Consider the following 14231-nt stretch of genomic DNA (forward strand, 5'->3'; position numbering starts at 1 on the left):
TTCAGCGACTAGCCATTACCATTTGCTGATGAATAGACGCAGAAATATGGTCTATATGGAGGCTTTGTGCACGAAGCCGTGAACTGACACTGTAACTATTCCAAATTGCCTCATCAGTGTATAAACACTTGCAGGCATGGACGAACTCTTCAACATTTTTCACTTCTATGCCCGAAACCGAAAGCACCTCAGAATGAGCATGCAGCATCGGTCGATAGACAGCAGGGATGCCTAAGCCAGCAGATTCAACAGGTATCATTTCAAAGGTGGCGTGAGGGGTTAAACATGTGACTATGCGGCAAGATGAGATGAAATTGTCCCACGCTTGACCAACGGTGTAAGGTATTACCTCAAGACCCAGGTCTCGATCGATCTTCCCACCATATTGACGAACAGCGTACAAAGGAACTCCGGGTAATTCCTTCCGCAACGCGTCAAGCCACGCGGCTATATCGCCGCCAACCAAATCCTTGTTTAGTAACTTTTGCAGATCGCCGAAGAATATTCCCTTGGTAGAATTGAATGTTGGACATGGAAAATCGACATTAAAGTCAATGGTCTTGGGCAAGCAAACCAAGTTGTCTTCAAGGCCGGAGAAAGAAGAAATACCTTTGAGCGTATTGGTAAACACACAAGCTTTTACACGGCTGCCATAGGCGAGCTTCCAGGCGGAAAGCCTTTCTACGATCCAGTCAGTTCTAGTAGGCATCGCATTAAATGAGAGGTTAACAAAAACGCTCTTGCCACTTCCCGCCGCGTGCTCAATCAGTTGCTCTACAAGACGAAAATCCGGGCGATTTGGATCCCCAGGATATATCCACACTATATCGGCATCTTTAATGCTAGCAATCTGGGCGCTGTATTCTGTGTCGAGCTCTACGGGAATAACTCTATGGCCGAATCGGCGCAAAGCGTTGATGATCATTTTCCCGGACTTGAGAATGCCGCCTTTTTTCCAGCGTTCTGTATCAACACGTCCTACATAAGCAACAGTTTTTGATTCGCGTGCTACAGCAATATCGGCAACTGGTGCGCTCCAATTTTTATGCTCTGCAACAAGTTTGTTTTGCAGTGCTTTCGTATCAGCTTTTGAACCAGTCGAGGCCATGGATTCCTTATGAATGGCCTTGTCGTCAGGGATATCTAAAGGCAGGGCCTCCCCAGCATCGTGTTTCAATACCACGAAAGGTATACTTTGCGCCTGTCCAATTAGGGCGAAATAGATATCCGCCATATTAGATGTTTTAAAATCTTCATATCTTAGCTGGATGGTGCTTGTATGGAAGGCAGTGCATCCAGTACCCAAAACGTGAACTGCAGTGTCCTTAGGGCGACCCGCTCGGAACGACAAGACTCGACGAGATGTGGGAGTGTAGTAATCTACAAACGGATGGAGAATAATCGACCCATGCCAGCCGACCACGGACTTCCGACCGTAACGCTCAATACCATCTATGCAATGCTTAACATAGTACGGAGGATAGGAGATGTCGTCGTCGCAGGTGAAGTAGTATCCTTCAAAGTTGATGAGTCCATAGAATTTTCCACGATCGCCAACATCACCTTTATCGTGAATTACAGTGATCTTTTCCCTGTTTAGGAAATCCGGAATGTACGAATAATCATTCAGGTAAATGTACAGCTCATCAACCTGGTCATATAAGCAGTCAATCACATGACTTAGAGCTGTTCTGCGAATCTCGATAGATGCAATGCCGACTCGCACTTTCGGAGTGTTTGCCGCATTGGTTTTCTTTAGGTTGGAATGTGCTAGATCTACGCGATGTTGTTTAATTTCCGAGGGCCGCTCTGCCACATAGGTGAGCGCCGGACCCTGCCGTTCCTGCGCTATACGGATTTGCCTATCCAACTGGCCGGAAAAAACATCCCAGCTTTTCCTGGCCGAGACCAAGCCGAATGTAGCCTTGTTGGATACAGAAAACATATTGCTTTGCAGTTTATGAAGCCTGCTATTGAAGCTCCGTTCCAGCGCTGAGTGCAGATGTTCAGATCTAATTTGCTCAAGCTTTAACCTTGAGGCTAGCGCCTGATTGCTGATTTCTAAACTGGATATAGTCTGTTCACAATTTGTGATTTTCTGCTCAGAGGTGCGACTGAGCTCTTCGAGCGAGAGTACTTGCCCTTTAAGTTTGGAGTTGCTCACCTTCAAATCAGATATAGCCTGCTCACAAGCTATCATTTTTTGTTCAGAAGCGCGACGATCACCCTCAAGCGATAGCACCTGTTCCTCAAGCTCAGAGTTATTTGCCTTCAAAGTACAAATGATTTGTTCGCAAACTGCTAGCTCCTGCTCAGACGAGCGACTGAGGTCCTCAAGCATGAGTACCTGTCCCTCAAGTTCGGAATTATTGGTCTTTAAAGCAGAAATAGTTTCTTCACAAGCCGCCAATTCCTGTTCAGATGAACGACTAAACTCCTCAAGCAAGAGTACTTGCCCTTCAAGTTCAGAATTATTCATCTGCAAAGCTGAGATTGTTCGTTCGCAAGCTGCTATTTTTTGCTCGGAAGAACGGCTGAGTTCCTCAAGCAAGAGCACTTGTTCCTGGAGCTCAGATTCAAGCTTTTGGCAACGGTGTTCAAATTCACGTACACGCCCGTCGTCTCGAAGATGCTCATTAAAGGTGGTAACAACACCTTCGAGTAACTGCTGCACCCCAGCGCTTGATCCCTTTAACTGCTGGATATCTGCAGCAAGATCTGAGCCGTCATACTCTAGCTTTTCACCGACAACCTTAATCGAAGAGAGAATTTTTGACTTAACGCCTTCCAACTGCCCCTGAACTCTACGCCGCGCTTCATCCACATCATTTCGCGAAAGAAACGGAATCATGTCTCGGTAAAGCGGCATATTTTCTTCATGCACAAAAAAAACAGTCGCCGTGTTTCCCTTCTGCCCAATGGGTACGTATCCATAATCCTGAAGGATAGAGCCAAGCTCAATAAAAGAAACTATAGACTGAGACTCGATAACCAATACAGGCTTGCAACGCTTTATCGTCTCAGTGGCTCCGCGCAATACCTGGCACTCATATCCTTCCACATCAATTTTGATCAGGGCGATGTTAGATTTGGGGGGGAGGATGGAATCCAGCAGCGATATTTTAACGCCGCCCCCTTCTTCCTCCACCAATTTGGAAGCACCGAGATTCCGCTCGTGAACCTGCATAACCCCGCGGCTCTCTGTGGCTCCTATCGCCACATTAAATGCTTGAACGTGCGACTCCACGCCATTGAGTTTTATGTTTTCAGATAGCAGTCCGTAGCTCTCCAAGACGGGCTCGAAGGAGTAGACATCTCGACCCAATATTCGAGAGAAAAAAACACTGTGATTACCAATGTTAGCACCGACATCGCAGAAAGCACCTTCAGCGATGGGTAGCCTGCTTATTTCGGCAAGCAAATCTTCTTCATAAAAGTTTGCGTTGGAAATAATCTTTTCTTTTATGTAATCCGAGCGTTCGGGAAACCTAAAAGCAATGGCAGCACCATGATAGTCAAACTCGAATATGTTGTCTTTCATATCAAGCACGCACCACGTTATTTGCAATGGCTTTGAAGCGCCCGCGGCAATCAATGACGAGTTGGGCGCTAGAACCTATAAGCTCATAATCAAAGCAGTCATGATCAGTAGCAAGGAGGACGCAGTCATATGCGGCGATACTTTCCGCAGATAGATGTACAGTGCTCAGATCAAAGCTGTGCTCCCTCATTTTTGGGAATACCGGAACATGCGGATCGCTGTAGCTAATAATGGCGCCCAGTCCACGCAGTTTTTCCATCATGAAGACAGACGGAGACTCGCGCATATCATCTACGTTTTTCTTATACGCAATACCCAGAACCAGTACCTTACTGCCTTTTACTGATTTTTCTCGATCATTCAGCGCACCAGTCAACTTGGAAATCACGTAGTCAGGCATTGCAGAGTTAACCTCACCGGCTAGCTCGATAAAACGAGTGTGCAGACCGTATTCGCGGGCCTTCCAGGTCAAGTAGAAGGGGTCGATAGGAATGCAGTGCCCGCCAAGGCCAGGCCCAGGGTAATAAGGTACGAAACCAAAGGGCTTGGTCGCTGCAGCACGGATGACTTCGTGAATATCAATATCCATCTTGTCTGCAACGATCTTCATCTCGTTGACTAGGCCGATATTTACGGCTCGGTGGATGTTCTCAAGAAGCTTGGTCATTTCCGCAGCACGGGTGCTGGAAACAGGTACTACATGGTCGATAACCTGACCGTACAGTGCCATCCCCACTTCTTGGCAGGCAGTGGTATGCCCACCACACACTTTTGGAATTGTACGTGTGGTGAAATTCGGGTTGCCCGGATCCTCACGCTCCGGCGAGTAAACCAGAAATACATCCTCTCCCACCTGGAAGCCACGCGATTCGATGCGTGGCAGCAATTCTTCCTCGGTGGTACCTGGGTAAGTCGTACTTTCCAATGATACGACCTGCCCCGCGCGGAGATGGGGCACCAGCGAATCAGTGGTATCCAATACGAAACTCAGATCCGGCTCCCGGTATTTGTTGAGCGGCGTAGGCACACAGAGAATCAGGGCATCAACATCACGGGCTTGCGAAAAGTCGGTAGTAGCCTTGAAGCCTTGCTCTACCGCGCGGGCGATAGAGGCTGCCGGAATGTGCTCAATGTAACTGGTGCCACCTTCGATATGGTCGATCTTCGATTGATCGATATCGAAACCCAGCACCTTGTAGCCGACTTCAGCGTAACGTAGGACCAGCGGTAACCCTACATAGCCAAGCCCGACGATACCAATGACGCCAGTCTTGTCATTAAGTTTTTCCAGAAGCGTCTGCTTCATTATCTACTCCGTGTTAATTAATTCGGGCTCGCGCCCACTAGAAAGGTACTAATTTAAACTGACGTCAAGCGAATACGCCCCGCGTATCCAAAAGCCGCTTCTCCTGACCCAGGTCGAACACCTGCTTCGAGAAGATTTTATGATCAACAAGTAACAATAGAACATCCGCCTTCATGGCGTCAGCGAACTCTATCAAAGGTACTTCAGCTTCGCGCAAAATATTCGGAGGCAAATCAATATTTGGCTCAACAGCAACTATTTGCCCAGGGAACAACCTCGCAAGCTCGAGAGTGATTGCCAATGCTGGACTTTCACGCAGATCGTCGATGTCTGCTTTGAAGGCCAGGCCCAAACAGGCAATTTGAACACTTCCTCTTTTTTTTCCAGCAATTTCACTTACTTCATCGACCAGTCTCTTTACCTTATCGATGACCCAAGCAGGCTTCCCATCGTTTACCTCGCGCGCGGTACGAATCAATGGGGACTGTTTGGGAGCCTGATTTACAATGAACCAGGGATCCACTGCGACACAGTGCCCACCGACGCCCGGGCCAGGCTTCAAGATGTCTACACGTGGGTGTCTATTTGCCAGACGAATCAGTTCCCATACATTTACACCCAATTTATCGCAAATAATAGATAACTCATTGGCGAAGGCGATGTTAACGTCGCGGAAACTGTTCTCTGTCAGCTTGCACATTTCGGCAGTACGAGCGTCAGTAATCACGCACTCAGCTTCTACAAAAATTTTATAGAGGCTAGCGGCCACTTCAGAGCAACGCGCTGTTATGCCGCCAATCACTCTATCGTTATGTACCAGTTCACGAAGGACATGCCCCGGTAATACGCGCTCAGGGCAATGGGCAATACGAATATCCGACGCTTCTCCCGCATCCTGAGGGAACGTTAAATCCGGACGTGCTTCTGCCAACCAAGCGGCCATCTGCTCGGTCGCCCCCACCGGCGAGGTGGATTCGAGCACTACTAGATCTCCAGGTTTCAAAACCGGCGCGATGCTGTTGCTCGCGGACTTGATGAACGATAGATCCGGCTCATGTCTTTCATTAAAGGGAGTAGGTACGGCAATCAGGAATGCATCGGCCGGTTCAGCTACTGATGTAGCCCGTAGATAACCCTCAGTCACAGCCGCATGTACGAGCATGTCGAGATCAGGCTCGACGATATGAACCTCACCACGATTGATTGCTTCTACTGCATGAAGGTTAACATCAACACCTATTACTTTTATCTTCCGAGAAGCAAATACGGCTGCAGTGGGCAGGCCAATATAGCCCAATCCAATCACGGCGATGGTACCCAAAGTCATTTACTGCCTCTTAATCAAATTGCTTAGGGTAGCGATGATCCGCGAGCACGCCTTTCCATCCCCGTAAGGATTATGGGCGTGACTCATGGCTCTATATATATTGTCATCAGTCAGTAAACTATGTAATCCATTCACAATGGCACTTACACTAGTACCCACCAGTTTTACTGTGCCAGCACTGACTGCTTCAGGTCGCTCTGTAGTATCTCGCATGACCAGAACAGGCTTACCTAGCGAAGGTGCCTCCTCCTGGATACCGCCCGAGTCAGTGAGAATCAGATATGCCTGCTTCATCAGGTAGACGAAGGGAAGGTAATCAAGCGGTTCAATCAAGTGTACATTGTCGAGACCGCCCAGTAAGCGGTTGACTGGCTCTCGTACATTCGGATTCAGATGCACCGGGTAAACGATGTCCACTTCAGGGAAGCGCTGCGCAGTCTCTACTAAGGCCTGGCAGATACGCTCGAAGCCGCTACCGAAGTTTTCTCGGCGATGACCAGTGACCAGAACCAACTTGCGCTCCGGGTGTAGAAATTCAAAGCGGGAGGTGAGCTGCGCCTTTAGCCCAAGATCAGTATCCAGTTTGGCGACCACCTGCAAGAGCGCATCTATCACGGTATTGCCTGTCACGACAATATTCTGTGGATTGACTCCTTCTCTCAACAGGTTATCGCGCGAGGTCTCGGTAGGTGCCAAGTGCAGCGACGCAAGTGCGCCAGCGAGTTTACGGTTGCCCTCTTCCGGCCAGGGGGAATAGATGTCGCCAGTACGCAGACCTGCCTCGACATGGACGACCGGAATCTGCTGGTAGTAAGCGGCGATGCTGGTGGCAAAGGTAGTGGCGGTATCGCCGTGCACAAGTACCACGTCCGGCTTGAAACTGGCCAGTACAGGTTTCAGACCCTGCAGGATGGCAGTGGTTACGTCTGTCAGGTCCTGTCCCGGCTTCATGATGTTCAAGTCGTAGTCGGGAGTAATCTCGAACAGTTCCAGAACCTGGTCCATCATCTGGCGGTGCTGGCCGGTTACGCAAACGCGCGACTCGAAGCGGTCGTCCTGGGCAAGGTCGCATGTCAGAGGAGCCATTTTGATGGCCTCTGGGCGGGTGCCAAATACGATGAGGGCCTTTAAGGACACGGCGACGGTCTTCTGTGTGTGAGTGAAGGCGTTTGGATCGGTGCTACGGGGCGGATCGTGGGTGTTACGCAAATCGGCCGGGGGGGCTGGCCTGGGTAGCGCCACGCACGTGAGCGGGGGGCTTGCTGGGAGGTGAAGAAAAATTCATGTTTGCCCGGATCCTTCAAGCATAGAGGTTGTCCAATTGACGCAAATTTATCACTTCGTCATCAATATGACATCCCTGTCTGGCACGTTTTTTTCCCCTGACCACCCGCTTCTGCCCCTTTTAATCGATTGATCGGATGATATTTTTATTAAATGAATCAATAAAAACGATTGTTTTAATCTATTCAGCCATCATGCCAACAAATTCAGTCTGACTGAGGCACACGACGAGCGGGCGATGGTCTTGTCTGGAAAGGTTTTCGGAAAAAACAACAGCTTTTGGTCTGAATGAAACCTATGTTAAAGCGGAATTTACCTAGCGGCGATTTGCCATCGCCTTTATTTCATCAAGTTAACCTAGAAAATGGCGTTATGCCATTTCTTTGGGTGGGCTGGTTGCGTTATTTAAGTGTTTACCATGCCTAACAACGTTCTGTTGTACCTGTGCGTCAGCCTGCCCTTTTCCGTTGCGCCGCCCAACCAGCGCCACTGTGTGCACGAGCTGGAGTCTGTGATAAACCCGCAGCAGACCTAGTACACGCAGCGGCTGGATCTGCACACGGCTGAGGTGCTCACTTCACAGAAGGAGTTGAATAGAATAGGAAAGACCAAGGCTATTGTGGCCTACCGGGAGGCCGATGGGCTGTTTGCTTCGGTGGATGAACTGCTGGCGCCTTCTCACCATTGAGCGTGTCGGCAAACTCAGCAAGCGCCTGCAATATCCTCCCACACGCTTTCCCGTCTCCATACGGATTATGCGCCACGCTCATCTCCCGATACGCTCCATGATCCGTTAGCAACCTAGCCAACTCACCGGCAATAGAACCTAGCTCCGTGCCCACGAGCTTCACAGTCCCGGCTGTAACTGCCTCCGGCCGCTCAGTGGTATCGCGCATTACCAACACAGGTTTGCCCAACGCTGGCGCTTCCTCCTGAATGCCCCCCGAGTCGGTCAAAATCACATAGGCACGGCTCATCAGATAAACGAACGGCAGGTAATCCAGCGGCTCGATCAGGTAGATATTCCCCACATCCGCCAGCAGCCGGTTGACCGGCTCGCGCACGTTGGGATTGAGGTGCACCGGGTACACCACATCCACCTCCGGAAACTGGCGCGCCGTCTGTACCAGTGCCTGGCAGATTCGTTCGAAGCCACCGCCAAAGTTCTCTCGGCGATGGCCTGTTACCAGTACCATGCGGCGGTTGGCAGCCAGGTAATCGAATTGGCGTTCGAACTGGGCCCTCAGCGCGGGGCTCTCCAGCTTGTGCACCACTTCCAGGAGGGCATCGATCACGGTATTGCCAGTGGTGAAAATGCTCGACGGGTCGATGCCTTCCCTTAGCAGGTTGTCACGCGAGGTGGCGGTGGGGGCGAAGTGCAGGGCGGCCAGGGTGCCGGTCAGGCGCCGGTTGCCTTCCTCTGGCCAGGGTGAATACAGGTTATTGGTGCGCAGACCGGCCTCTACGTGGGCGATGGGAATTTGCTGGTAATAGGCCGCCAGGCTGGTGGCAAACGTGGTCGCGGTGTCGCCATGCACCAGCACCACATCGGGCTTGAATTCGGCCAGTACCGGCTGGATACCCTGCAAAATCCCCGTGGTCACGCCGGTCAGGTCCTGGCCGGGCTTCATGATGTTCAAGTCGTAATCGGGAGTGATACCGAACAGTTCCAGTACCTGGTCGAGCATTTGCCGATGCTGGCCGGTGACGCACACGCGGGATTCGAAGCGGGCGTCCTGGGCGAGTTGCAGGGCGAGGGGGGCCATCTTGATGGCTTCTGGACGAGTGCCAAATACGGTGAGGGTCTTGAGGGGCACGGCGGTGATCCTCTTGCTGGACGGGGCAGTACTGGTGGGCCAAAGGGGCCGATCGGGCGCACGAAGGCTGGCCTGGTGGACGGGCTGGGTGCGAGGGCAGGCGGCGGGTGTATGGGGTATGCAGCTTGGGTCCTTCAAGCAAACGGCTGTCCATTGCTCAAAAATCTAGCAGTTGGTTTATGTGATGCCAGTTTTCAGGGGGGTGTTTGCCGGCGGGGGAGTGCGGTTGTTCGTGGTAAGGCCTTGTTCACCGGGGATTGTAGGAATGTGGGCGGGTTTTGCTGTGTATGCGGCGTCGGACAAACGGGTATTCGGCTACAGGCAATGGAGTGTGGCGCCAATGCTCTCGGGTCGGGGTGGGGGAGAGGGAAAAGCCATTGTCTCTGGGTTCGCGAAGTTGGCTGGGTGATTGATCGATTTGGTAACCATTCGCCGATGATGCTGGCTGTTTCGCTGTCAGGTTTGCCGCTAGGGTTGATTGCACAGCCGAAGGAAAACGGCTGTTGGAAAATGACCAACCTAAGGAGTGTTCACCATGCGTAACAACGTTCTGTCGTACCTGCTGCTGCCGCTGTTTGCCAGCCTGTCCTTTTCCCTTAGCGCCGCCCCGGCCAGCACCACGGCGGTACCCGAGCCGGCACCGGTGGTAACTCAGCAGCAGGCCCAGCCGCCGCAGCGGCTGGACCTGAACACGGCTGATGCGCTGACGTTGCAGAAGGAGCTGAACGGGATAGGCAAGGCCAAGGCCGAGGCCATAGTGGCTTACCGGGAGGCCAATGGGCCGTTTGCTTCGGTGGATGAGCTGCTGGAGATCAAGGGGATTGGTAATGCGTTGCTGGAGCGTAACCGGGACAAGGTGATGGTGGAGTAAGGGGGGAGGGGCTGGGGTTTGAGTCCTGGCCCTGACTTTTATCAAGATTCAATTGAGAAAACTGAATTCGAAAGCGGTCCGCGTACCCTGCGGGAGCAACTGTCTTGCCCCATCAGGTTGCCTCATAGCCTGTAGGAGCATGTCTGGAAGTTGGTGCTGACAATGTGGGAGCGGCTTTAGCCGCGAAGAACCCAACGCGGTGCATGGCACCGGCTGCGCCGGTATTCGCGGCTAAAGCCGCTCCCACAGGGGCCCCGCTGAGTCAATGAGTTATGTGCAACTCTATGAACGCGGCTTTGCGACGCTGGCGCGCTAGCGGTCCTGCGCATCCTTGGCATCCGCTTCGGCATTGCGCTCATGCACCTTGCGCAGCTGTTCTTCGGTCAGTGGCAGTTTTTTTGCCGTATCGCGCAGCAACATCAGCCCGCCGACGATCGAGCCGAGGGCTATGATGAGTATCAGCCAGGCATACCAGGGCATTGTCGTTCTCCTTTGCTGGTGATGGGCAGCGCTTGTACAAATGTTGAGCAATTGCCCGTTCCGTTGGTTCAATTATAGGAGCCAGCCGCTGCCGGGCCAATTCCGTGACCCGCGGGCCCCAAAGCCTGTGCCACATCGTTTACAATGCGCGCCGTTTTCGACTTGCCAAGAGACCCTGCCCATGTCCGCCTGCCAGACGCCCCTGATCGTCGCCCTGGATTTCCCTACCCGTGAGGCCGCCCTGAAGCTGGCTGACCAGCTTGACCCTGCGCTGTGCCGGGTGAAGGTTGGCAAGGAGCTGTTCACCAGCAGCGCTTCGGGCATTGTCGAAACCCTGTGCGACAAGGGCTTCGAAGTGTTCCTGGACCTCAAGTTCCACGACATCCCCAACACCACCGCCATGGCGGTGAAGGCTGCGGCCGAGATGGGGGTCTGGATGGTGAACGTGCATTGCTCCGGTGGCCTGCGCATGATGGCGGCCTGCCGTGAAGAGCTGGCCAAGCGTAGCGGCCCGCAGCCGTTGCTGATTGGCGTGACCGTGCTGACCAGCATGGAGCGTGAAGACCTGGCCGGCATCGGTCTGGATGTCGACCCGCAAGAGCAGGTGCTGCGCCTGGCCGCGCTGGCCGAGAAGGCTGGCATGGACGGTTTGGTGTGCTCGGCGCTGGAAGCCCCGGCGCTGAAGGCTGCGCACCCTTCGCTGCAACTGGTGACCCCGGGCATTCGCCCGGCGGGCAGTGCGCAGGATGACCAGCGCCGTATCCTCACCCCGCGCCAGGCACTGGATGCCGGTTCGGACTACCTGGTGATCGGCCGCCCGATCAGCCAGGCCGCCAACCCGGCGCAAGCGCTGGCTGCGGTAGTCGCTGAAATACGCGGCTGAACCTGACCAATGAAAAGGGCTGCGAATGCAGCCCTTTTCATTTTTGTGGCGTGATATCAGCCTTGAGCTGTCGACCAGTCGATCCAGCCGAACTGCCAGGTAGCCAGAATCAATAAACCGAAGACGATGCGATACCAGGCGAACGTCGCGTAGCTGTGGTTGGCGATGAACTTGAGCAGCGCACGCACGGCGATCATGGCGAAGATGAACGAGGTCACGAAGCCGATGGCAAACACCGGCAGGTCGCCGGGCTGGAACAGGTCGCGGTACTTGTAGCCCGAATACACCGCCGCACCGACCATGGTCGGCATCGCCAGGAAGAACGAGAACTCGGTCGCCGCCTTGCGCGACAGGCCGAACAGCAGGCCGCCGATGATGGTGGACCCGGAACGCGAGGTGCCCGGGATCATCGCCAGGCATTGGACGAAGCCGATCTTCAAGGCATGGGTCCAGCGCATGTCATCGACATGGTCGACCGCCACGCGGTGGGTACGGCGTTCGGCCCAGAGCATGATCACCCCGCCAACCACCAGGGCCGTTGCCACGGTGATCGGGTTGAACAGGTAGTGGTGAATCAGGTCGGCGAACAGCACGCCCAGCACCACCGCCGGCATGAATGCCAACAGCAGGTTGCCAGTGAAGCGCCGTGCCGTAGGCTGGCTGCTCAGGCCGAACACCACTTCCAGGATCTTGCCGCGAAACTCCCACACTACCGCCAGGATCGCTGCCAGTTGGATGATGATGTTGAATGCAATCGCGCGTTCACCGCCGAAATCGATCAAATCGGCAACGATGATCTGGTGCCCGGTACTGGAGATTGGTAGAAACTCCGTGAGCCCTTCAACCACACCCAGGATGAGTGCCTGGAAGGCAGTCCATAAATCCATTGATCCCCCGTTAGAGCCGTGCTGCTTGCCAGGCCCATGCTCTTGATTTAGCTGTGATTGCCGGTTGAGGCAGCGAAGATGTTGGTGCGGGGGCGGATGCTACCAGAGCGACGTTGCGAAGACTTGTGTGGGGTTGCCGGCTTCGAGGAAGGTTTCCAGGCCTGCGGTTAGGATTGGGGAGGGGGTGTACTTTTTCATAGTGAAAATCCAGTGCGTGACGAGGAGAAACCACCCGGATCTTTCTCACGGACAAGGGTGGCAGCCATTGCGCGGGGTGAGAAACCGGTGCACTGACGCCGGCCAAGCCGAAGCCTGCCCGCGAATGGCTGCCATTGAACAGTGGAGCAGCAGTGCATAACAGGTTCTCACACCCGGTCACCAACATGGCGACCCGGTGAAGTTATCCCTGAGGGATTTCCCCGACAATTCAGCTGCTTCCGACCGCTGCGTAGGATAGTTCGCTTGCTGCTTCAAGCTGAAGCGGTGGGGGCAAGGTTCAGGAAAGTCTGACGCGCTGCGAACGCGGTGCTGCAGTTATCGCCGGGGCCGCTGTGCGGCCCAATCGCCGGCAAGCCAGCTCCCACAGGTACAGCGTCGGGCTCAAGGGTGGCGCTGTACCTGTGGGAGCTGGCTTGCCGGCGATGAGGCCAGTATTGGCTACCTCAATCTCAAACCTTCAGCACCAACTTGCCAAAGTTCTCCCCACTGAACAGCTTCAGCAGTGTCTCGGGGAAGGTCTCCAGCCCTTCCACCACATCTTCCTTGCTCTTCACCTGCCCGCTGGCCAGCCACCCGGCAATCTCCAGTGCGGCCTTGCCGTAGTCCTTGGTGTAATCCATCACCACAAAGCCTTCCATGCGCGCGCGGTTCACCAGCAGCGACAGGTAGTTGGCCGGGCCTTTCACTGCTTCCTTGTTGTTGTACTGGCTGATCGCGCCGCAAATCACGATGCGTGCCTTGAAGTTGATGCGGGTCAGCACGGCATCGAGGATGTCGCCGCCGACGTTGTCGAAGTACACATCCACGCCTTTGGGGCATTCGCGCTTCAGGCCGGCCAGCACGTCTTCGGCCTTGTAGTCGATCACCCCGTCAAAGCCCAGTTCGTCCTTCAGGTACTGGCACTTCTCGGCGCCGCCGGCAATGCCGACCACGCGGCAGCCTTTGATCTTGGCAATCTGCCCGACAATGCTGCCCACTGCGCCGGCTGCGCCGGAAATGACCACGGTGTCACCGGCCTTGGGCTGGCCAACGTCCAGCAGGGCGAAATAGGCGGTCATGCCGGTCATGCCCAGCGCCGACAGGTAGCGGGGCAGGGGCGCCAGGTTGGGGTCGATCTTGTGCAGGCCCTGGGGTTCGCCAGTGAAATAGTCCTGCACGCCAAGTGCACCGCTTACATGGTCGCCCGGCTTGTAGGCGGGGTGGTTGGAGGCGACAACCTCGCCAACACCCAGCGCGCGCATCACCTGGCCCAAGGCCACGGGCGGAATGTAGGACTTGCCTTCGTTCATCCAGCCGCGCATGGCCGGGTCCAGCGACAGGTACAGGTTGCGCACCAGCACCTGGCCTTCGCCGGGTTGTTCGGCGGGCACGGTCTCGAAGCTGAAGTCGTCACGGCGCACGGCGCCGACCGGGCGTTTGGCGAGCAGGAAGCGGCGGTTGGTGTTGGTCATGGCGGGTCCTTGTGGGCAGTGGAAGGGGGAGACGTCAAATCTACCCTGTTGATGTAGGCAGGTCCTTAACATCACTGACAAGCATGGTAGCCCAACCGGTGGGGTTATGATGCTGCCCGGCCGGGTGGTGGCTGACTATGCTCTGAACCCCACCAAGCACCCTTT

The 14231-nt window shown here is 54.3% G+C and carries 10 protein-coding genes and 1 pseudogene; 3 read left to right on the top strand and 8 right to left on the bottom strand.

Going from position 1 to position 14231, the window contains the following annotated elements; translation table 11 throughout:
* Nucleotide 1 precedes the first annotated feature (1 nt).
* The 4 genes from RIN61_RS18540 to wecB (RIN61_RS18555) form a co-directional block, all read right to left on the bottom strand.
* Nucleotides 2–3541, bottom strand: coding sequence for an FkbM family methyltransferase (locus tag RIN61_RS18540; RefSeq protein ID WP_313853325.1), 3540 nt, complete (start codon nucleotides 3539–3541; stop codon nucleotides 2–4).
* A gap of 1 nt (nucleotide 3542) precedes the next feature.
* A complete protein-coding gene (locus tag RIN61_RS18545; protein ID WP_215520422.1) occupies nucleotides 3543–4847 on the bottom strand; it encodes a nucleotide sugar dehydrogenase in 1305 nt (434 codons plus the stop codon).
* Between the two features lie 64 nt (nucleotides 4848–4911).
* Complete coding sequence (gene wecC, locus RIN61_RS18550; RefSeq protein WP_215520423.1) at nucleotides 4912–6174, bottom strand: UDP-N-acetyl-D-mannosamine dehydrogenase; 1263 nt, start codon at nucleotides 6172–6174, stop codon at nucleotides 4912–4914.
* Nucleotides 6175–7311, bottom strand: a complete 1137-nt coding sequence (gene wecB, locus RIN61_RS18555) for a non-hydrolyzing UDP-N-acetylglucosamine 2-epimerase (protein WP_215520424.1) — start codon at nucleotides 7309–7311, stop codon at nucleotides 6175–6177.
* A gap of 688 nt (nucleotides 7312–7999) precedes the next feature.
* Between wecB (RIN61_RS18555) and RIN61_RS26825 the strand changes: the two are divergent.
* Nucleotides 8000–8128 (top strand): annotated as a pseudogene (locus RIN61_RS26825) (ComEA family DNA-binding protein); the annotation flags it as partial.
* On the opposite strand, the gene wecB (RIN61_RS18565) reads toward RIN61_RS26825, so the two are convergent.
* Nucleotides 8073–9275 carry a non-hydrolyzing UDP-N-acetylglucosamine 2-epimerase gene (wecB, locus tag RIN61_RS18565; protein ID WP_215520425.1) on the bottom strand — a complete coding sequence of 401 codons (1203 nt, stop codon included), beginning with the start codon at nucleotides 9273–9275 and terminating at the stop codon, nucleotides 8073–8075. The pseudogene RIN61_RS26825 and the gene wecB (RIN61_RS18565) sit on opposite strands and share 56 nt — an antisense overlap.
* Nucleotides 9276–9810: 535 nt before the next feature.
* Between wecB (RIN61_RS18565) and RIN61_RS18570 the strand changes: the two genes are divergently transcribed.
* On the top strand, nucleotides 9811–10146 hold the full coding sequence (locus RIN61_RS18570; protein WP_252379051.1) for a ComEA family DNA-binding protein: 336 nt from the start codon (nucleotides 9811–9813) through the stop codon (nucleotides 10144–10146).
* Between the two features lie 312 nt (nucleotides 10147–10458).
* Here the strand turns inward: RIN61_RS18570 and RIN61_RS18575 are convergent, their stop codons facing one another.
* Nucleotides 10459–10626, bottom strand: a complete 168-nt coding sequence (locus tag RIN61_RS18575) for a DUF2897 family protein (protein ID WP_010952850.1) — start codon at nucleotides 10624–10626, stop codon at nucleotides 10459–10461.
* 181 nt (nucleotides 10627–10807) lie between these two features.
* On the opposite strand from RIN61_RS18575, the gene pyrF reads away from it, so the two are divergent.
* Complete coding sequence (gene pyrF, locus RIN61_RS18580; protein ID WP_021783074.1) at nucleotides 10808–11509, top strand: orotidine-5'-phosphate decarboxylase; 702 nt, start codon at nucleotides 10808–10810, stop codon at nucleotides 11507–11509.
* A gap of 56 nt (nucleotides 11510–11565) precedes the next feature.
* Here the strand turns inward: pyrF and RIN61_RS18585 are convergent, their stop codons facing one another.
* Nucleotides 11566–12396 carry an undecaprenyl-diphosphate phosphatase gene (locus RIN61_RS18585; protein WP_103462879.1) on the bottom strand — a complete coding sequence of 277 codons (831 nt, stop codon included), beginning with the start codon at nucleotides 12394–12396 and terminating at the stop codon, nucleotides 11566–11568.
* A gap of 668 nt (nucleotides 12397–13064) precedes the next feature.
* A complete protein-coding gene (locus RIN61_RS18590) occupies nucleotides 13065–14066 on the bottom strand; it encodes an NADP-dependent oxidoreductase (protein WP_112251817.1) in 1002 nt (333 codons plus the stop codon).
* Nucleotides 14067–14231 lie beyond the last annotated feature (165 nt).

It is taken from the genome of Pseudomonas inefficax (genome assembly GCF_032164165.1).
Lineage (GTDB): Bacteria > Pseudomonadota > Gammaproteobacteria > Pseudomonadales > Pseudomonadaceae > Aquipseudomonas > Aquipseudomonas inefficax.

Bases quoted from the DNA above. Each gene is read 5' to 3' on its own strand.
- wecC (WP_215520423.1), bottom strand. From the start codon at position 6,174: ATGACTTTGGGTACCATCGCCGTGATTGGATTGGGCTATATTGGCCTG.
- RIN61_RS18575 (WP_010952850.1), bottom strand. From the start codon at position 10,626: ATGCCCTGGTATGCCTGGCTGATACTCATCATAGCCCTCGGCTCGATC.
- RIN61_RS18590 (WP_112251817.1), bottom strand. From the start codon at position 14,066: ATGACCAACACCAACCGCCGCTTCCTGCTCGCCAAACGCCCGGTCGGC.
- pyrF (WP_021783074.1), top strand. From the start codon at position 10,808: ATGTCCGCCTGCCAGACGCCCCTGATCGTCGCCCTGGATTTCCCTACC.
- RIN61_RS18540 (WP_313853325.1), bottom strand. From the start codon at position 3,541: ATGAAAGACAACATATTCGAGTTTGACTATCATGGTGCTGCCATTGCT.
- RIN61_RS18570 (WP_252379051.1), top strand. From the start codon at position 9,811: ATGCGTAACAACGTTCTGTCGTACCTGCTGCTGCCGCTGTTTGCCAGC.
- RIN61_RS18545 (WP_215520422.1), bottom strand. From the start codon at position 4,847: ATGAAGCAGACGCTTCTGGAAAAACTTAATGACAAGACTGGCGTCATT.
- RIN61_RS18585 (WP_103462879.1), bottom strand. From the start codon at position 12,396: ATGGATTTATGGACTGCCTTCCAGGCACTCATCCTGGGTGTGGTTGAA.